The organism is Mesorhizobium sp. B1-1-8 (genome assembly GCF_006442795.2).
In the GTDB taxonomy this organism is placed as follows: Bacteria; Pseudomonadota; Alphaproteobacteria; order Rhizobiales; family Rhizobiaceae; genus Mesorhizobium.
In genome coordinates, this window is sequence record NZ_CP083956.1 from 1,632,094 (window position 1) to 1,649,232 (window position 17,139).

The window sequence follows — 17,139 nt, forward strand, 5'->3', positions numbered from 1 at the left end:
AGGTGCAACAGGATTGTGACACTACCGTGATACGGCGTGGCGGGCAATACTTCGCCGGCTGGCGAATACCCTCAACCGGCTAGCTTACGCTCGCATAACCCAGACATTCCAAGGCGTTCGGGCCTTGAAAATTTCATCAGGCGGCGACCTGTCCTTCGACGGCATGGACGAGCGCATCAGGGTCGAGCGGCTTGGTCACGAAGCCGCTGGCGCCGTGGGCCAGAACGGTGTGGCGGGTCTTTTCCTGGCTGTCGGCCGAAAGCACCATGATCGGCACCGGCGGCACGGCGAGCGCCTCCTCGTGGCGGCGGATGGCGGCGATCGCATCCAGCCCGTCCATCACCGGCATATGCAGGTCCATCAGCACCACGTCGAAGCGGTGCTTGAGCCCGGCATCGGTGACGGCCTCGACGGCTGCCTTGCCGTTGCCGACGATCTTGACGCGATGTCCCGCCTTGAGAAGCGTGGCGCGGGCGAGCATGGCGTTGATGTCATTGTCCTCGGCGATCAGCACCGACAGGCCCTGATCGCGGCGGCGGACGGACGAGGCGCCGCGCGGTTCCGGCCGCGGCTGGGAGGCGGGCGCCGGCACGTGGCTGGTCAACAGCACGCGCAGCAGCGTTTCGCCGCGCACCGGCCGGGCGAGGAATGTCGCGTAGCCATTGGCGCGGAATTCGCCGAGCATGCCGCGGTCGGTCGGAGCGATCAGGGTGATGGCCTCGCAATCGACAAGGCCGCTCTCGCGCAGGCGCTTCAGCAAGCGGCCGTCGCTGTTTTCAAGCGCGGCATCGATCAGCAGCACGTTGCAGCCGGCGGCATACGAAGCGGCCTGGCCAGGCGTCGCGGCGATATCGACGGCGCCGCCGTGGGCGCGGATGGCACGGGCAATGGCATCGGCCTCGACCGCGTTCTTCGACACGATCACCGCGCGCCGGTCGGAGAGGACATTGTGGCGATGTGGCGGCGGCTCGGTTGCCGCTGTGGCGGGGATGTCGAAGACGAATTCGGATCCTTCGCCGAGCCGGCTCGAAACCGAGATCGTGCCGCCCATGGCGATCACCAGCCGCTTGGAGATGGCAAGGCCGAGACCGGCGCCGCCATGCACCCTTGTCGAGGTGCCGTCGGATTGCTCGAACTCCTCGAAAATTCGCTCCATGTCCTCTTCGCGCAGCCCGGGACCGGTGTCGGTGACGGTAAAGCAGATGCGGTCGGCTGTTTCGGTGCGGACCCGCGCCACGGTGAGCAGCACGCCGCCGGCATCGGTGAATTTTACGGCGTTGCCGATGAGATTGAGCAGCACCTGGCGGACCCGGCCCGGATCGGCGGTAATCATCTGCGGCACATCGGGCTCGACATGGCAGCCGAGGCCGATGTTCTTGGCGAAGGCCTTCGCCGCCAGCAGCTCGATGATGTTGTCGGCGATCTCGCGCAGCGATGTCGGCTGCGGCTCGGGGTCAAAGCGGCCGGCCTCGATCTTGGAATAGTCGAGCAGATCCTCGATCAGCGCCAGAAGCGCGCTGGCCGAGGTGGAGACGGCGCCGACATAGGTGCGCTGCTCCGGCGACAGGTCGGTGTCGGCAAGCAGCTTGGCCATGCCCATGATGCCGTTCATCGGCGTGCGGATCTCGTGGCTGACCGTGGCGAGGAAGCGCGACTTGGCCTGGCTTGCGTATTCGGCCCGCTCGCGGGCGGTGATCAGCGAGGATTCGGCGCGTTTGCGGGCGGTGATGTCGCGGGCGATCGCCCGGTGCGAGACCGAGCCCGTATCCTTGTCGCGCACCGACAGCTCGATCCAGGAGAACCAGCGCGGCCCCGCCGGCGTGCGGATAGCGACGTCGGTTGAGCTAAGGCACTCATGGTCGGAGAAGGCGGCGTCGGGCACGATGCCGACATCGATGCCGAGTTCGGACAAGGTCTTGCCGGCAAGATCGCGCTGGTCGGTATCGACGAGCGAGGCAAACACCTTGTTGGCGTAAACGATGTTGCCGTCGCGGTCGCGATGCACGACGAGATCGCCAAGCGCATCGATCAGTCCGCGAAACCGCTCCTCGCTCTCCTGCATCTCCCACATGCGGTCGGCGAGCGTCTCGATCTCGGCGCGGCTGCGGGCGGCGGTCTCGTCGAGCAAGGCTGCGGTGCGGCGCTCGGCACGGCGGCTGCGCAGATGCATGGCGAGGCCGGCCAGCCCGGTCGCCAGCAGGCCGCCGGTGACGATGACCGGCGCACCGGTGAGATGCGACAGGCCCGCCAGCACGGCGATGGCGACAATCGTCAGGAAAGGCAGGCCCTCGCGGTTGGCCGCGGGCAATTCCGGGGCCAGCGGCGGCGCGACAAGCAACTGCCGCCTCGGCACACCGGGGCCCAACCCGTCGACGCCTTCGGTGCTGCTGTCCTGCCTGATGCCGGAATCCCCGATCATGAGGAAACTTTGCCAGACAGAGATTATGGAAAATTTCGGCGGATCGTTCGAATTTTAGCGATCAAGCGGATTTCGGCCGTTTGGCTGATTTAACGCAATTCCAGACGGAAAACCGCTACACTTTCCTGAATTGCACTACAGCGCCGCGCGTCCGTTCGAACGCGCAAAGGACGCTGTAGCACTTTTTGATTTTGCGCATGATCCTTTCCGAAAATCGGTTCCGATTTTCGGGGTCATGCGCTGGTCACATATCCACCACCACGCGGCCCCGAACCTTGCCCTCGACGATGTCGCGCGCGGCGCCGATGATGTCCTTGAAGCCGATCGTGTTCGACAGCGCCGACAGTTTCCTGAGGTCGAGATCGGTGCCGATGCGGCGCCAGGCCTCCAGACGAACCGGCTTCGGCGCCATGACGGAATCGATGCCAAGCAGCGAGACGCCGCGCAGGATGAAGGGCGCAACGCTGGCCGGCAGGTCCATGCCGCCGGCCAGGCCGCAAGCGGCGATCGCGCCGCCATAGGAGGTCATCGACAGCACATTGGCGAGCGTATGGCTGCCGACGGCGTCGACGCCGCCCGCCCAGCGTTCCTTGGCGAGCGGCTTTGCCGGCTGGTTGAGTTCGTCGCGCGAGATCACCTCAGCCGCGCCGAGGTCGATCAGATAGGGGCTTTCGGCATTGCGGCCGGTGGACGCAATGACATGGTAGCCGAGGCTGGATAGGATCGACACCGCCACCGAGCCGACGCCGCCGGCGGCCCCGGTCACCACCACGGGGCCGCGATCCGGCAGGATGCCGTGCCGCTCCAGCGCCATGACGCAGAGCATGGCGGTATAGCCGGCCGTGCCGACGGCCATCGCGTCATGCGCGCTCATGCCTTCGGGCAGCGGCACCAGCCAGTCGCCCTTGACGCGGGCGCGGCCGGCATAGGCGCCGAAATGCGTCTCGCCGACGCCCCAGCCATTGAGGACGACCTTGTCTCCCTTGCGCCAGTCGGCATGGGAGGAGGAGATGACGGTGCCGGCGAAATCGACGCCAGGCACCAGCGGCCAGCGGCGGACGACCGGCGCCTTGCCGGTGATGGCGAGCCCGTCCTTGTAGTTCACCGTCGTTGCCTCGACGGCAACGGTGACGTCGCCTTCCATCAGCTCGGCCTCGGTGAGGTCGACGATCTCGACGGACTGCTTTTTGTCGGCATCGCGCGAAACGAGGATGGCTTTGAAGGTATCGGACATTTTTTCTCCTCGGGTCTGGCAATTGATGAACTGTGCGGCGCCAGCCGCGCGAGGTCAATTGCCTGGATGCTACCGCCTGGCTTCTCGGCGCCAGCCGATCAGTTCGTCAAAGACGACCAACACGGCGCCGATCGAGATGAAGGCGTCGGCGAGGTTGAACACCGCGAAGGACCAGACGGGCGTGTGAAACAGGACGTAGTCGATGACGTGGCCGTAGACGGCGCGGTCGATCAGATTGCCGAGCGCGCCGCCGATGATCAGGGCAAAGCCGGTCCGGGTAACGACATGGCCGGGCGGCGTGCGCATGGCGAGAAAAGAGACGAAGGCGACGACCAGCACGGCGACGACCACCAGGCCGGTGTCGCCGAAGGAGGCGAACATCGAGAAGGCGATGCCGGTGTTGTAGGTGCGAAACAGCGCCAGGAACGGCAGCAGATCGAGCCGTTCCTGAAAGGCGAGACCGGCCTCGACCTGCTGTTTGATCCACTGGTCGAGCGCGATGGCGATGAGGACCACCATGATGTAGGGGGACCAGGATTTCACGATTGCGCAGTCCTCACAGGGTGTCGGTGGCGGGGTCGAGCTTGAGGGCGCCGCGCCGGATCTCGAACAGCATGACGCCGGTGGCGACGGCCAGGTTGAGCGAATCGGCACGGCCGGCCTGCGGAATCCTCAGCAGTCTGTCGCAGCTTTCGGCGAGACTGTCGGGCAAGCCCTGCTGCTCGTTGCCCATCAAAAGGAGCACTGGACCCCTGGAGAAGTCGACCGATCGGTAGTCGACCGCGCCCTTCAGATGGGTGCCGGCGACGAGGCCCGGAAAGTCCCGCCGCCAGGCGAGAAAAGCCGCCTCCGTCGCTTTGGCGACAGGCACGGCGAAGATCGAGCCCATCGTGGCGCGCACGGTTTCGAGCGAGAAGGGATCGGTGGTGTCGCCGACCAGGATGACGCCCTTGGCGCCGACGGCATCGACAGTGCGGATGACGGTGCCGAGATTGCCGGGGTCGCGCACGCGGTCGAGCGCCACCCAGACATCGCAGTCGCTGGCGCGGATGTCCCTCAGCGGCAGCGTTTGCTGGGCAAAGACGCCGACCACCATTTGCGGGTTGTCGCGGCGGGTGATCGCCGCCAGCACCTTTTCCGAGACTTCGAGCACCATGCCGCCGGCGGCCACCGTGCGCGCGGCGACCTTTTCGACCGCCGCATTGCCGCGTCCGGCCTTGGCGAAGACCAGCGTCCTGATCGACCAGCCGAGGTCGAGTGCGTCGATGACCAGCTTGAGGCCTTCGGCCATGAAGGCATTCTGCTGGTCGCGGAATTTCTTCAGCGCCAGCGCCTTGATGTCCTTGACCAGCGGGTTGGCGAGGCTGGTGACTTCCTTCACCTGCCCCGGCGCGCCTTGATGCCGCTCGTTCATTTGGCCACCCAGCGCGAGAACAGCGAGGTCGACAGCGCGCGGCCGGCGGATTTCTCGCGGATGATCAGTTCGCCGGATTCGACCGTGCCGCCCATGCCGGCGAAAGTATCGCGCATCAAGGCATGGATGGCGAAGAAGGAGGCGCGGATCGAGTAAGCGGTGAGAACCACGGCGAGCGGCTGTGGCGTCAGGATCGAGCGGCAAAGATCGGTCAGCCCCGGCAGGTCCTCGAACAATTGCCAGACCTCGCCCCTGGGGCCGCGGCCATAGGCCGGCGGATCGAAGAGCACGATGTCGTAGCGGCTGCCGCGCCGTTCCTCGCGCTCGGCGAATTTCACCGCGTCCTCGACGATCCAGCGGATCGGCTTGTTGGCGAGCCCGGCCATCTCCTGGTTCTCGCGCGCCCAGCCGATCGCTTTCTTCGATGCGTCGACATGGGTGACCTCCGCGCCCGCGCGCGCCGCCACCAGCGAGGCAACGCCGGTATAGCCGAACAGGTTCAGCACCTTGACCGGGCGCTTCGCCGCCGCGATCAGCCCGGCCATATGGTCCCAGTGCGAGGCCTGCTCGGGAAAGACGCCGACATGGCGAAACGAGGTGAAGCGACCGAAATAATCGAGGCCGTCATGCTTCATCGGCCAGGTCTCGCCGAGCGGCGTTTTCGGAAATCGCCAGCGGCCGATACCTTCCTCGTCGGTATCGCCGGTGAAGATGGCGTCGGCGCGCTCCCATTCTCTTGCCGGCAGCGCCCTTTGCCAGATCGCCTGGCCTTCGGGACGCACGATGCGGTAGGGGCCGTATTGTTCGAGCTTCTCGCCCGCGCCGCTGTCCAGCAGCGCATAGTCGGCGTTCGGGGCGACTTCGAGGATCAGCGGCAGCCGTTCCGCCGGCAGGACGCCTTCGCGGCGAGCAAGGACGCGCGGCGCCGGTTTTTGCTCGGATCGATCTATGGATTTGCCGTCGCGATGTTCACCGGATCGCGCCTGAGGTCTGGCCGCCGGATCGCGCTGGCGCGCCGGCTCCGTCCCGGCCGGAGGATGCGGGCGGCTGTCGCGGCGTTTGTCGCGAAAGGATTTCAAGGGATGAGCGTCTCCGGCGGTTCGGCTCGCTTCTGCCACAGCTTAACCCGTCGGCGCAACAAACCGCGTGCCACGACACATGGATACCTCAGTCGTGCCGGACCGAGAGCAAGCCGAGACAAAGCGAAATGAAGCCGAGCGCCTTGGCCGCCGTGACCGCCATGTGGCCGGTTTCCCAACGCTGCCGGATCGCCTCGAAATTTTCCGGGATCGGTCCGGGCACCCAGGTGGCAAGAACGTCGTTGGCCGGCTTGACGAGCCCGAACCAGAGCGCCAATGCCAGCGCATAAAGCAAGGTGGCGGCGAGCACGAACCAGAAGGCAGCGCGGTCGCCGCGCAGCATCCAGGCCAGCAGCGCCGGACAGACGATGGCCGCGATGTCGAGCGGCGCGCCGATCACCGCAAAGAGTAGGAACTGGCCATTGAAGACAGTGGTCTCACGCCACAGCGCCGGCGACCATTTCGTCAGCCTCGGCACCGATTCCAGCACATGGGCAAAGGATGGCCCGAGACTGAGCGCCGCGATCGTTGCGGCAAGCACCGACCAGAACAACAGGAATCCGCGCATCTCCATTGTTGGGACAACGATGCGGGGTTGCAGGCGTTCCCTTCGCCACCTCGCGGGGACGTGCGTTGCAGACCTATCGTTCGATTGCCTCTAATAGCAAATCGATGTCCCGCTCCGAACGCCTGCTCGATCTGATCCAGATCCTGCGCCGCCATCGCCGGCCGGTAAGCGGCCGCACGCTTGCCGGCGAAATGGGCGTCTCGATCCGCACGCTCTACCGTGACATTGCCACGCTGCAGGGCCAGGGCGCGCCGATCGACGGCGAGGCGGGGCTGGGTTACGTGCTGAAGCCTGGCTTCATGCTGCCGCCGCTGATGTTCACCGACGAGGAGATCGAGGCCGTCGTGCTTGGCTCGCGCTGGGTGGCGAAACAGCCGGACACGAGGCTGGCCGCGGCCGCTGCCGACGCGCTGGCCAAGATCGCGGCGGTGCTGCCGGACGATCTGCGTGAGGATCTCGACGCCACGACGTTGCTCGTCGGGCCGCGTTCGGACAACGCCGAGGCCATCGATCTCGGCGTCGTGCGCCAGGCGATCCGCGACGAGCGCAAGCTCGGCTTTGTCTACCGCGATGCCGGAGGCGCGGCGTCGGAGCGCCTGGTCTGGCCCTTCGCGCTCGGCTTCTTCGACAAGGTGCGGGTGATGGTGGCGTGGTGCGAGATGCGCCAGGATTTCCGCCATTTTCGCGCCGATCGCATGTCCGGGCTGGCGGCCACCGACATTCGCTATCCGCGCCGCCGCCAGGCAATGCTGAAGGAATGGCGGGCAACGCTCGACGCGCCGGACCAAAACGCTGCGAAAGGTAAGTCCGGCTGAGTGCTGCTGCCAGAATCTGACAGTGACATGATCTAGCTTTGCTGAGGTTCAAACACCTTGGAGATCAGACATGACCACGCCGAATTTCGTCATCCTCTATGTCGACAACCCTGAGAAAAGTGGCGCTTTCTATGCCTCGCTGCTCGGGCGCGAGCCGGTCGAGTCCTCGCCGACTTTTCAGATGTTCGTGTTCGACAACGGCTTCAAACTCGGCCTCTGGTCGCGCCACACGGTCGAGCCGGCGGCCGCTGCCGCGGGCGGTGGCGCGGAACTCGTCTTTGCACGAGACAGCGCGGCCGCGGTCGATGCCGCTCATGCCGACTGGGTGGGGCGCGGGCTGAAAATCCTGCAGGCGCCGGTCGATCTCGATTTCGGCCGCACTTTCGTCGCGCTCGATCCCGACAATCATCGCCTGCGGGTTTATTGGCCTTTTGAGTAGGGCGGTAGGGCAGTAGGGCAGTAGGGCAGTAGGGCAGTAGGTGGACCCTATTCCCTACTGCCTTACTGCCCTACTCCCTTACTCCCCTACCTTGAGCGCCTTGTAGACGGCGATGCCGGCGGCGAGGTCCTCGAGCGCGGCACCGACGGACTTGAACAGCGTGATCTCGCCTTCGCTCTGCCGGCCTTGTTTCTCGCCGCGCGCGAGTTCATGCAGGTCGGCGACGATCGCATCCGGCTTCAGCACGCCGGAGGCCAGCGGCTGGACGATATCTCCGGCTTCCTTGGTGGCGCCGGCGCGCGTGTCGACATAGACGCGGGCGCGCCGGATCGCGTCGTCGTCGCTTTCGCGCATTGCCGGCGTGAAGCTGCCGACCAGGTCGACATGGGCGCCCGGCTTCAGCAGTGCGCCCCTTATCAGCGGCGTGGTCGAGATGGTCGCCGAGGAGACGATGTCGGCTTCGCCAAGCTCGCTTTCGAGATCGGTGGCGGCGCTGGCGGCAAGGCCTTCAGCGCGCAAGCCGGCCGCGACCTTTTCGGCGTTGGCCGGCGTGCGGTTCCAGATGCGGATGGATGTGATCGGCCGCACGGCGGCATGCGCCCTGGCGAGAAAGGGCGACAGCGCGCCGGCGCCGACCACCAGCAACCGCGAGGCGTCCTTGCGGGCGAGGTAGGAGGCGGCAAGCGCCGAGGCGCAAGCGGTGCGCCACTGTGTCAGCCTCTGGCCGTCGATCAGCGCCTCGGGCTCGCCGGTGACCCCGTCGAGCAACAGGTAAAGCCCCATCACGGCAGGCTTGCCGATGGCGTTGTTGTCCGGTGACACGGTGACGATCTTGACGCCGATGTGGCCGCCCGCCGAGGCGCCGGCGGCGTTGAAATCCGTCCAGGCCGGCATCAGGAGCAGCGTCGAGGCGGCGCCGTCCGGGCGCTCGACGGCGTGATGATGGCGAACCGGCTGCACGGCGCGGTCGCGGAAAGCGGTGCGCAGCGTCTCGACGAGGCCTGGAAAAGTCAGCGCCTTGTCGACCTCGGCGGCCGAAATGGTCAGCATGGAAGGCTCCGTGTCGCCGTTGCGCCGGTCAGTTGGTCGGCTTCGGCAGCGCCGGTCCGTTCGGCGCCGCGGGCGCGCGGCTCACCGCCTGGCGCAGGTTTTCGGCCTCGAGGCCGCGCTGGCGCGCCAGCTTGCGGTAGCGGCCCTGCTTCACCCAGGTGGCCAGGCTGCCGACGATCATGCCGATTGCGAGCGCCAGGAACAGGAAGATGAAAAGCGGCAGCGTCAGCGTCAGCGCCGGATTGCCCGGATGGAACGGGTCGAGCGTGAAGGCGACCGGCCCGCGATTGGCGACGGCAAGCGCGACCAGGATGATGGCCAGCGGCACGAAGACCACGACGAGCACGAAGCGATTGAACATATGGACTTCCTATGGAAAGGCTGGCGCTGCCGCGGAGGCGTCGGTGGCTGCCCGCGGCGCGGCAGCCTATTTGCCGCCGTTCAGCCTTTCACGCAATTCCTTGCCGGTCTTGAAGAACGGCACCCATTTCTCCTCGACCTCGACGGATTCGCCGGTGCGCGGGTTGCGGCCGGTGCGGGCAGGGCGGTTCTTCACCGAAAAGGCGCCGAAACCACGCAGCTCCACCCGGTTTCCCTCGGCAAGCGCGTCGGTGATCTCGTCAAAGATCGCGCCGACGATGTTTTCGACGTCGCGCAGGAAAAGGTGCGGGTTGCGTGCAGCAATGATCTGCACAAGTTCGGATTTGATCATGAGAAGGTTCCCCGTAAACCACTGCGGTCATTTATCAGAATGATTTTATTGCTTTTTTCATTCGCCTCGACGGCACGTCAAGGGTGCCAGACCGAAACGAGACCGTCAAGAAACAAGCGGTCGGCGCCGAGCTCGTGGATGACATCGCCGCCGGCATCCGGCAGGCCGAGCGCGCTGGCGACGGCTTTTGTCATGCTCCTGGAAAACAGGAAGCCGCGTCCCTCCTTGTCTTTCCATTCGATGACCTTGAGCTTGGCATCGACGCCCTTGCTGGCCAGCCAGTCGATCGCCTCGGTCTCGCCGCCGACGGCGTCGACCAGGTGGTTGCCGAGCGCCTGGCGGCCGGTGAAGATCGAGCCATCGGCCAGGGCCAGCGCCTGCTCGCGGGTCATCTTGCGCCGCTCGGCGACGATGCCGACGAACCAGTCATAGCTGTCGAGGATGAGCTTGCGCACCATGGCGCGCTCGTCGTCATTGGTCGGCTTGAACGGCGAGGGCGAGGCCTTGAGCGGCGAGGATTTCACCTCCTCCAGCTTGATGCCGAGCTTGTCCATCAGGCTGCTGACGTCCGGGTACTGGATCAGCACGCCGATCGAGCCGACGATCGAGGTCTTGCGGGCAACGATATGGTCGGCCGCGCTGGCGATCATGTAGCCGGCGGATGCCGCCAGCGTGCCGACTTCGGCCACAACCGGCTTGTCGCCGGCGAGCTTGCGCACTTCCTCATAGATCGATTCGCCGCCGACCGTGGTGCCGCCGGGCGAATCGATCGACAGGATGACGCCCTTCACCGCTGCGGATTTGCGGATGGTCTCCAGCCTTTTGATCAGCTCCTCGTCCTCGGTGATGGTGCCTTCGATCTTGACCTTGGCGATGTGATTTGATGCCTGGCCGGCGAAATCGCCGCCGTAGATCCAGGCCGAAAAGGCGATCAGTGCCGCCGCCACAATCACGAATGCGGCCACGCGCCAGAATGTCAGTTTGCGGCGCAAGCGGCGGCGGTCGATCAGGTCGTCGGCTCTCATTGCCATCATCAGCCTCACAAGTCGGTGGGAAGAGACGCTTTTAAAGCAAGCGTCCGCGCGCGGCTACCGTTTCCTGACGTGTCCGATACCCCAGGCCTGGCCGGTAACGACACCTCACGAAAAATTAACGCAGCCTGTCCGTATCTGCTATGAAGAGCGACAGTCCTGCCGAATTCGTCTTGGTGGTGCGGTCGTAGCCGTCACATTTTTGCAGTTTTCCTCCGCTTGTGCTTGCTTGCGGGGGCCGGCATACCACCTATAGGCGGTGTTTGGCGGGCAAGGGTTCATTAGAAAACAGTCATGTTGGCACGATCTGACGAAACGAACGATGCCGAGACGGTGTCGGTTGCCGCGATGCAGGACGGCACGCGGGGCGACGCTTTCGATCGCGCGCAACGACACTCGCGGCGCGTCCGCGTGCTGAAATTCGCCGTGCCGCTGCTGGCCGCCGCGATTGCAGTGGCCTTTCCGGTCTATTCCTATCTGGCCGCGCCGGTGTCGGTCTCGATACAAACCGACGGCAGCGCCTTTTCGGACGGCAAGCTGGTGATGGCCAATCCCAAGCTCAACGGCTTCACCAAGCAGAAATTGCCTTATTCGCTGACGGCGACCAGGGCGACGCAAGATGTCGGCAAGCAGGCCATCATCGACCTCGAAGGCATCAAAGCCAAATTGCCCGTCGCCACCGACAATGTCGTGGCGGTCAACGCCTCGCATGGCATCTACAACCGCGACGCCAACACGATGGACCTCACCAGCGACGTCACGGTGACGACCACCGACGGCGTGGAAGCCAAGTTCAAATCGATCTTCCTAGACATGGGCAAAGGCTCTATGAAGACGAGCAACCCGGTCGACGTCAGCCGTAACGGGTCGCGCATCACAGCGGACTCGATGTCGGTCGAGGGGAACGGCAACGTCGTGGTTTTCGAAAACCGGGTGCGCGTCAACATCGATCCGGCCGGCCTGAAGGCGGCAGGGATAAAGAGCGGAGAGCAGAATGCGTCGCAGTAGTTCAGCAAGGCTTGCAGCGGCGGCCTCCATTTTGCTGGTGCTGGGGGCAGCGGCGGCACTTGCCCAGTCTGGCGCGTCCAGCCAGATTCCCGGGCTGAAATTGTCGGGCGACCAACCGATCCAGATCGAAAGCGACAAGCTCGAGGTCCGCCAGGCCGACAGTGTTGCCGTGTTCAGCGGCAATGTGACGGTCAACCAGGGGCCGACGCTGCTCAAGGCCGGCAAGATGACGGTCTACTATGTCAAGGATGCCAATGCTCCCAAGGGGGCCGCGGCCGGTGCGTCGGCGATGACCGGTGCCGCCAATATCGACCATCTGGTGGTCGAGAACAAAGTCTACATCAAATCGAACGACCAGATCGCCACCGGCGACAAAGGCACCTTCGACATGAAGACCCAGGTGCTCGTTCTTTCCGGTAACGAAGTCGTGCTCTCGCAGGGCGACAACGTGCTGAAGGGCTGCATGCTCACGGTGCAGATGAAGAGCGGTCTCGGCAATGTCGAGGGCTGCGGCAAGCGCGTCATCATGTCGATCACGCCCCAGAAGCAGGGCGCGCAGCAGCAGGGAGCGCAGCAGCAGTAATGGCCGGCGTCTCCTCGCTGCTGGCCCGTCTTCCCGGACGGGCCGCCAGCAAACAGGCTGCGCCGGTTACGGTTGGCGCCGACAAAGCGAAGTTCAAGGGCACCCTGATCGCCAAGGGCCTGACCAAGAGCTACAAGGGCCGCAAAGTGGTGAGCGGCGTGACGATCGGCGTGCGCGCCGGCGAGGCCGTCGGCTTGCTCGGCCCGAACGGCGCCGGCAAGACCACGTGCTTCTACATGGTCACCGGCCTTGTTCCGGTGGACGAAGGCATAATCGAGATCGACGGCTTCGACGTGACCTCGATGCCGATGTATCGCCGCGCTCGTCTCGGCATCGGCTATCTGCCCCAGGAAGCGTCGATCTTCCGCGGCCTCAATGTCGAGCAGAACATCCGCGCCGTGCTGGAAGTGGTGGAGAAGAGCCGCAAGGAGCGCGAGCGCACGCTCGACGAATTGCTCGAGGAGTTCCACATCAGCCATCTGCGCAAGGCGCCGTCGCTGTCGCTCTCGGGCGGCGAAAGGCGGCGCCTCGAGATCGCGCGCGCCTTGGCGACGCGACCGGCCTACATGCTGCTCGACGAGCCCTTCGCCGGCATCGATCCGATCGCCGTCGCCGACATCCAGCAGCTTGTGCGCCATCTGACGGCGCGCGGCATCGGCGTGTTGATCACCGATCACAATGTGCGCGAGACGCTCGGCCTGATCGACCGCGCCTATATCATTCATGCCGGCCAGGTGCTGACGCATGGCCGGGCCGACGAGGTTGTCGCCAACGCCGATGTCCGGCGTCTTTATCTCGGCGAAGGTTTCACGCTTTGAGCGGCATTCACGTTTCTGCGTGACGTCCGGGCCGATTTTCCGGGAATTTTTCCCGATTTCCCTTGCATAACGCTCCAGTAAGCCGGATTTGCTAGCGTTGCCTTGACAAGCAAAAGCCGGGCCAGTTTCTATGCCCGACCGGAGATTGTTTTCCGGCACAGTCCGATGCGTAGACGAGGCGTTTGAACAAACCCATGGCTCTGGCGGCCAAACTGCAGCTCAGACAGTCCCAGTCGCTGGTGATGACGCCGCAGCTGATGCAGTCGATCCGGCTGCTGCAGCTCACCCATATCGAGCTCGAACGCTTCATCGACGAGGAGATCGAACGCAACCCGCTGCTGGAGCGTGCCGAGCCGCAGGACGACGCGGCCGGCGACCCGTCGCAAAACAGCGAGGCCGCGCCAGAGCCAGCCGCCGGTGACGACTGGTTCGAGGCCGAGACGGAATGGAGCGCCAAGGCGATCTCGGACAAGCTCGATTCGTCGCTGGAAAACCTGTTTCCCGACGATCCCGGCACCAGCGAAAGGCTGGGGCCCGACCTTACGGCGCAATGGAAGTCGGCCTCAGGCGGCAGCGCCGCCTCCTCGTCGGAGGGCTTCGACGTCGGCGAGATGGCGGCAAGCGCGGTCACGCTGCGTGAGCATGTCGGCGAGCAGATCGCGCTTGCCTTCCCCGACCCTGCCGAACGGCTGATTGCCGGCGAGCTCGCCGACGGGCTCGACGAGGCCGGTTATCTGCGCGCCGACCTGAAAGAGGTGGCAGTGCGGCTCGGTGCGGACGCGGCGGCGGTGGCGCACGTGCTCGGCGTCTGCCAGACTTTCGAGCCGGCCGGGCTGTTCGCCCGCGACCTTGCCGAATGCCTGTCGCTGCAGCTTGCAACCCGCGACCGGCTCGACCCGGCGATGAAGGCGCTGGTCGCCAACCTCGAGCTGCTGGCCAGACGCGACTTCCACGCACTGAAACGCATCTGCGGCGTCGACGAGGAGGACCTTCTCGACATGCTGGCCGAGATCCGGGCGCTCGACCCACGACCCGGAACGGCGTTCTCGGGTGGGGCGAGCGACGCGATCGTCGCCGATGTCGAGGTGCGGGCGGCCAATGACGGCAGCTGGGCAGTGGAGCTCAACGCCGACACGCTGCCGCGGGTGCTGGTCGATCATGTCTATTTCGCCCGCGTCTCCGGACATGCCAAGGGTCAGGTGGAAAAGGATTTTCTGGCCGAATGCCTGCAAAACGCCAACTGGCTGACGCGCAGTCTCGACCAGCGGGCAAAGACAATCCTCAAAGTGGCCTCGGAAATCGTGCGCCAGCAGGACGCCTTCCTCGTCCATGGCGTGCGCCATCTGAAGCCGCTCAACCTGCGCACGGTGGCCGATGCGATCGGCATGCACGAATCGACGGTAAGCCGCGTCACCGCCAATAAATACATGCTGACGCCGCGCGGCGTGTTCGAGCTGCGCTATTTCTTTACCGCCTCGATCGCCTCCGCGGCCGGCGGCGACGCGCATTCGTCCGAAGCCGTGCGCGACCGCATCAAGCAATTGATCGACGAGGAAAAGCCCGTCGACGTGCTCTCCGACGACGCTATCGTCGACATGCTGAGGGAAAGCGGCGTCGACATAGCCCGCCGCACCGTCGCCAAATACCGCGAGGGCATGAATATTCCTTCCTCGGTGCAGCGGCGGCGCGAAAAGCGCGCGCTGGCCAACGTTGGACGCTGACAAGGGGCCGCTCGGCCGGATTTCCCCAAGGGTCCACGCTTCATTGACAAGCCGCAATGAAGTGGCTAGAAGCCCGCCCGCATGAGCCGGGCCACGATGCCCGCTCGCGAATGGGTCCGTCGAAACCAAGGCCTTGGGCGGCCAAGAAGGCGACTTGTGATCAACCGGAAAGTTCGGGTCTAAAATCGGCGCGCGTTCCGCCGCAAAGCTTGTGCGCGCGCACCACGGGTATAAACTCGGGACAGTTTGAAGCCTGAGCAAGGAAGGTCAGTTTTCAGATGAATCTGCGCATTTCGGGAAAACACATGGACATCGGCGATGCGTTGCGTACGCGCATCAACGACCGTGTCGGCGAGGCGATCGAGAAATATTTCGATCGGGGTTTTTCAGGACATGTCACTGTCATCAAATCGGGGTCGCGGTTTTCGGCCGACTGCATGGTCCGGCTCGATTCCGGCGCCTCACTGCAGGCGACCGGCGATTCCCAGGATCCCACGCTTGCCTTCGAGGCGGCGGCCGACCGCCTCGAAACGCGGCTGCGGCGCTACAAGCGCCGGCTGAAGTCGCGCAACGCCGGAAACGGCAATGGCGAGGAGGCTACCGACATCGCCTATACGGTGATGGCGCCGCTCGCCGACGATGAAGAAGATATTCCGGAGGATTTCGCCCCGGTCATCGTCGCCGAATCAACCATGACGCTCCGTACCATGTCGGTGGCGTCGGCTGTCATCGAGCTCGACACCAAGGACAGCCCGGTCTTTGTCTTCCGCAATGCCGGAAACGGCCACCTCAACATCGTCTACCGCCGGCCGGATGGAAACATCGGCTGGATCGATCCGTCGACGACCAAAGTCGCGCAGGGCTAAAAAGCCAGCCGCGCGAGGGGACGACGACTGGCGCGGCAGGCGAACAAGGGATTTTTCAAGCATGGATCTCAGCGATCTCATCAGCGTCCCGGCGATCATGCCGGCGTTGAAGGCGAATTCCAAAAAGCAGCTTCTGCAATTGCTGTCGGAGAGGGCGGCGGCGATTTCGGGCATTCCGGAGCGGGAGGTGTTCGACACCATCCTGCAGCGCGAGCGGCTGGGCTCGACCGGTGTCGGCAACGGCATCGCCATTCCGCACGGCAAGCTCGCGGGCGTCAAGCGGATTGCCGGCGTGTTCGCCAGGCTGGAGACGCCGGTGGATTTCGAGGCGCTCGACGACCAGCCGGTCGACCTGGTGTTCCTGCTGCTTGCGCCCGAAGGCGCCGGCGCAGATCACCTCAAGGCGCTGTCGCGCATCGCGCGCGTGCTGCGCGACGCCGACACGGTGGCCAAGATCAGGGGAACGCGCGACGCCGTGGCAATCCACGCGCTTTTGTCGGACACGCAGGCCTCGCACGCGGCCTGAAGCCTTCGAGATCAAAATCCTGGTTTTTGGATTAAAGCTGTAAGGGGCCGCCGAAAGCGGCCCTTTCCAATTCAGGCCATGACCAGGTCAGTGAATGGCGACCGTGGTCAGATCGTTCTCCCGCGCACCCGCCAGCGCCCGGTCACGGGCGTCGGAAAGCAGGATCGGCTGGCCGTTGGCGGCAAACAGCGCCCACAGCTCCAGTCCGGGAGCGATCTCGTCGAGGCCGGGGAAGCGGCCGCGCAGATCGTCGCTCGATACTTTCCTCAAATAGGCGACCGAACCTTCGCCGAGATGGGCGAATTCGCCACTGGTCATGGTGATAGTTTCATCAGTCCTGGTCATTTCAAGCCTCCTTGCCGCGAGAACGCCGCACAGGGCCGCCTCGCATAGAGCCATCGGCAAAGATCAGTCTTTCACCGATATGTTTATTTTCCGTACCAGCCGCTCGGCCTCGGGCCGATCGAGATCGATCGACAACAGGCCATTCTTCAGCTCCGCCGCGATCACCCGCATGCCGTCGGCCAGCACGAAGCAGCGCTGGAACTGGCGTGCGGCGATGCCGCGATGGAGGAATTCGCGCTCGGTGTCGTCGGTCTGACGGCCGCGCACGATCAGCTGGTTTTCCTCCGTGGTGACATCGAGATCGCTTTCGGCGAAGCCCGCGACGGCCAGCGTGATGCGCAGCCTCTCGGCCTTGCCGTCACCAGCGTTCAGGCGCTCGATGTTATACGGTGGATAGCCGTCACCCGACTTCGCCAGACGCTCAAGGGTCTTTTCCATGGCGTCGAAACCCAACAGAAGCGGGCTGGAGAAAGGCGTCATTCGGCTCATGTTACACTGTCCTCTCAAGAGC

The 17,139-nt window shown here is 64.8% G+C and carries 20 protein-coding genes; 8 read left to right on the forward strand and 12 right to left on the reverse strand.

Annotation, left to right across the window (positions count from 1 at the left end; all coding sequences use genetic code 11):
• Nucleotides 1-136: 136 nt before the first annotated feature.
• From FJ974_RS08030 to FJ974_RS08055, 6 genes are all read right to left on the reverse strand, one after another.
• Nucleotides 137-2,419 (reverse strand): PAS domain-containing sensor histidine kinase, encoded by a 2,283-nt coding sequence (locus FJ974_RS08030; RefSeq protein ID WP_140534201.1) that lies wholly within the window; start codon nt 2,417-2,419, stop codon nt 137-139.
• A 244-nt stretch (nt 2,420-2,663) separates the two neighbouring features.
• Nucleotides 2,664-3,653: an MDR family oxidoreductase gene (locus FJ974_RS08035; protein WP_140534203.1), complete on the reverse strand. Its 990-nt coding sequence runs from the start codon at nt 3,651-3,653 to the stop codon at nt 2,664-2,666.
• Nucleotides 3,654-3,722: 69 nt separating this feature from the next.
• Nucleotides 3,723-4,196 carry a signal peptidase II gene (gene lspA / locus FJ974_RS08040; RefSeq protein WP_140534204.1) on the reverse strand — a complete coding sequence of 158 codons (474 nt, stop codon included), beginning with the start codon at nt 4,194-4,196 and terminating at the stop codon, nt 3,723-3,725.
• A gap of 13 nt (nt 4,197-4,209) precedes the next feature.
• A complete protein-coding gene (locus tag FJ974_RS08045; RefSeq protein ID WP_140534206.1) occupies nt 4,210-5,067 on the reverse strand; it encodes a TrmH family RNA methyltransferase in 858 nt (285 codons plus the stop codon).
• Nucleotides 5,064-6,146 (reverse strand): class I SAM-dependent rRNA methyltransferase, encoded by a 1,083-nt coding sequence (locus FJ974_RS08050; protein WP_140534208.1) that lies wholly within the window; start codon nt 6,144-6,146, stop codon nt 5,064-5,066. Before FJ974_RS08050 ends, FJ974_RS08045 begins: the two co-directional genes overlap by 4 nt.
• Nucleotides 6,147-6,234: 88 nt before the next feature.
• Nucleotides 6,235-6,720: a DUF1772 domain-containing protein gene (locus tag FJ974_RS08055; RefSeq protein ID WP_140534209.1), complete on the reverse strand. Its 486-nt coding sequence runs from the start codon at nt 6,718-6,720 to the stop codon at nt 6,235-6,237.
• Between the two features lie 98 nt (nt 6,721-6,818).
• On the opposite strand from FJ974_RS08055, the gene FJ974_RS08060 reads away from it, so the two are divergent.
• Nucleotides 6,819-7,529 (forward strand): helix-turn-helix transcriptional regulator, encoded by a 711-nt coding sequence (locus tag FJ974_RS08060; RefSeq protein ID WP_140534211.1) that lies wholly within the window; start codon nt 6,819-6,821, stop codon nt 7,527-7,529.
• Between the two features lie 70 nt (nt 7,530-7,599).
• Entirely contained in the window at nt 7,600-7,968 is a 369-nt protein-coding gene (locus tag FJ974_RS08065; protein WP_140534213.1) for a VOC family protein, read from the forward strand.
• A 78-nt stretch (nt 7,969-8,046) separates the two neighbouring features.
• Here the strand turns inward: FJ974_RS08065 and FJ974_RS08070 are convergent, their stop codons facing one another.
• From FJ974_RS08070 to sppA, 4 genes are all read right to left on the reverse strand, one after another.
• Nucleotides 8,047-9,018 carry an ornithine cyclodeaminase family protein gene (locus FJ974_RS08070; RefSeq protein ID WP_140534214.1) on the reverse strand — a complete coding sequence of 324 codons (972 nt, stop codon included), beginning with the start codon at nt 9,016-9,018 and terminating at the stop codon, nt 8,047-8,049.
• Nucleotides 9,019-9,046: 28 nt separating this feature from the next.
• Nucleotides 9,047-9,379: a LapA family protein gene (locus FJ974_RS08075; protein WP_140534216.1), complete on the reverse strand. Its 333-nt coding sequence runs from the start codon at nt 9,377-9,379 to the stop codon at nt 9,047-9,049.
• 66 nt (nt 9,380-9,445) lie between these two features.
• Nucleotides 9,446-9,730: an integration host factor subunit beta gene (locus FJ974_RS08080; RefSeq protein ID WP_027165368.1), complete on the reverse strand. Its 285-nt coding sequence runs from the start codon at nt 9,728-9,730 to the stop codon at nt 9,446-9,448.
• 77 nt (nt 9,731-9,807) lie between these two features.
• On the reverse strand, nt 9,808-10,761 hold the full coding sequence (gene sppA / locus FJ974_RS08085; protein WP_140534246.1) for a signal peptide peptidase SppA: 954 nt from the start codon (nt 10,759-10,761) through the stop codon (nt 9,808-9,810).
• 294 nt (nt 10,762-11,055) lie between these two features.
• Between sppA and lptC the strand changes: the two genes are divergently transcribed.
• The 6 genes from lptC (at nt 11,056) to ptsN (ending at nt 16,283) form a co-directional block, all read left to right on the forward strand.
• Nucleotides 11,056-11,769, forward strand: a complete 714-nt coding sequence (lptC, locus tag FJ974_RS08090; protein ID WP_140534217.1) for an LPS export ABC transporter periplasmic protein LptC — start codon at nt 11,056-11,058, stop codon at nt 11,767-11,769.
• Nucleotides 11,756-12,352: an LptA/OstA family protein gene (locus tag FJ974_RS08095; RefSeq protein ID WP_140534219.1), complete on the forward strand. Its 597-nt coding sequence runs from the start codon at nt 11,756-11,758 to the stop codon at nt 12,350-12,352. The genes lptC and FJ974_RS08095 overlap by 14 nt, the downstream gene beginning before the upstream one ends.
• A complete protein-coding gene (lptB, locus tag FJ974_RS08100) occupies nt 12,352-13,170 on the forward strand; it encodes an LPS export ABC transporter ATP-binding protein (protein ID WP_140534221.1) in 819 nt (272 codons plus the stop codon). Before FJ974_RS08095 ends, lptB begins: the two co-directional genes overlap by 1 nt.
• A 194-nt stretch (nt 13,171-13,364) precedes the next feature.
• The gene (gene rpoN, locus FJ974_RS08105) at nt 13,365-14,891 is read left to right on the forward strand and encodes an RNA polymerase factor sigma-54 (RefSeq protein ID WP_140534223.1); all 1,527 of its coding nucleotides are present in this window, start codon (nt 13,365-13,367) and stop codon (nt 14,889-14,891) included.
• Between the two features lie 278 nt (nt 14,892-15,169).
• Nucleotides 15,170-15,757 (forward strand): ribosome hibernation-promoting factor, HPF/YfiA family, encoded by a 588-nt coding sequence (gene hpf / locus FJ974_RS08110; RefSeq protein WP_140534224.1) that lies wholly within the window; start codon nt 15,170-15,172, stop codon nt 15,755-15,757.
• A gap of 61 nt (nt 15,758-15,818) precedes the next feature.
• Nucleotides 15,819-16,283 carry a PTS IIA-like nitrogen regulatory protein PtsN gene (ptsN, locus tag FJ974_RS08115; protein WP_042641064.1) on the forward strand — a complete coding sequence of 155 codons (465 nt, stop codon included), beginning with the start codon at nt 15,819-15,821 and terminating at the stop codon, nt 16,281-16,283.
• Between the two features lie 87 nt (nt 16,284-16,370).
• Here the strand turns inward: ptsN and FJ974_RS08120 are convergent, their stop codons facing one another.
• Together FJ974_RS08120 and FJ974_RS08125 are read right to left on the reverse strand one after the other, a co-directional pair.
• Nucleotides 16,371-16,628 (reverse strand): DUF1150 family protein, encoded by a 258-nt coding sequence (locus tag FJ974_RS08120; RefSeq protein WP_140534226.1) that lies wholly within the window; start codon nt 16,626-16,628, stop codon nt 16,371-16,373.
• 63 nt (nt 16,629-16,691) lie between these two features.
• On the reverse strand, nt 16,692-17,117 hold the full coding sequence (locus FJ974_RS08125; protein WP_140534228.1) for an Hsp20 family protein: 426 nt from the start codon (nt 17,115-17,117) through the stop codon (nt 16,692-16,694).
• Nucleotides 17,118-17,139 lie beyond the last annotated feature (22 nt).

Bases quoted from the DNA above. Each gene is read 5' to 3' on its own strand.
- lptC (WP_140534217.1), top strand. From the start codon at position 11,056: ATGTTGGCACGATCTGACGAAACGAACGATGCCGAGACGGTGTCGGTT.
- FJ974_RS08125 (WP_140534228.1), bottom strand. From the start codon at position 17,117: ATGAGCCGAATGACGCCTTTCTCCAGCCCGCTTCTGTTGGGTTTCGAC.
- sppA (WP_140534246.1), bottom strand. From the start codon at position 10,761: ATGGCAATGAGAGCCGACGACCTGATCGACCGCCGCCGCTTGCGCCGC.
- ptsN (WP_042641064.1), top strand. From the start codon at position 15,819: ATGGATCTCAGCGATCTCATCAGCGTCCCGGCGATCATGCCGGCGTTG.
- FJ974_RS08045 (WP_140534206.1), bottom strand. From the start codon at position 5,067: ATGAACGAGCGGCATCAAGGCGCGCCGGGGCAGGTGAAGGAAGTCACC.
- FJ974_RS08070 (WP_140534214.1), bottom strand. From the start codon at position 9,018: ATGCTGACCATTTCGGCCGCCGAGGTCGACAAGGCGCTGACTTTTCCA.
- FJ974_RS08065 (WP_140534213.1), top strand. From the start codon at position 7,600: ATGACCACGCCGAATTTCGTCATCCTCTATGTCGACAACCCTGAGAAA.
- FJ974_RS08080 (WP_027165368.1), bottom strand. From the start codon at position 9,730: ATGATCAAATCCGAACTTGTGCAGATCATTGCTGCACGCAACCCGCAC.
- FJ974_RS08120 (WP_140534226.1), bottom strand. From the start codon at position 16,628: ATGACCAGGACTGATGAAACTATCACCATGACCAGTGGCGAATTCGCC.
- FJ974_RS08055 (WP_140534209.1), bottom strand. From the start codon at position 6,720: ATGGAGATGCGCGGATTCCTGTTGTTCTGGTCGGTGCTTGCCGCAACG.
- FJ974_RS08030 (WP_140534201.1), bottom strand. From the start codon at position 2,419: ATGATCGGGGATTCCGGCATCAGGCAGGACAGCAGCACCGAAGGCGTC.
- FJ974_RS08095 (WP_140534219.1), top strand. From the start codon at position 11,756: ATGCGTCGCAGTAGTTCAGCAAGGCTTGCAGCGGCGGCCTCCATTTTG.
- rpoN (WP_140534223.1), top strand. From the start codon at position 13,365: ATGGCTCTGGCGGCCAAACTGCAGCTCAGACAGTCCCAGTCGCTGGTG.
- FJ974_RS08075 (WP_140534216.1), bottom strand. From the start codon at position 9,379: ATGTTCAATCGCTTCGTGCTCGTCGTGGTCTTCGTGCCGCTGGCCATC.
- FJ974_RS08060 (WP_140534211.1), top strand. From the start codon at position 6,819: ATGTCCCGCTCCGAACGCCTGCTCGATCTGATCCAGATCCTGCGCCGC.
- lptB (WP_140534221.1), top strand. From the start codon at position 12,352: ATGGCCGGCGTCTCCTCGCTGCTGGCCCGTCTTCCCGGACGGGCCGCC.
- hpf (WP_140534224.1), top strand. From the start codon at position 15,170: ATGAATCTGCGCATTTCGGGAAAACACATGGACATCGGCGATGCGTTG.
- FJ974_RS08035 (WP_140534203.1), bottom strand. From the start codon at position 3,653: ATGTCCGATACCTTCAAAGCCATCCTCGTTTCGCGCGATGCCGACAAA.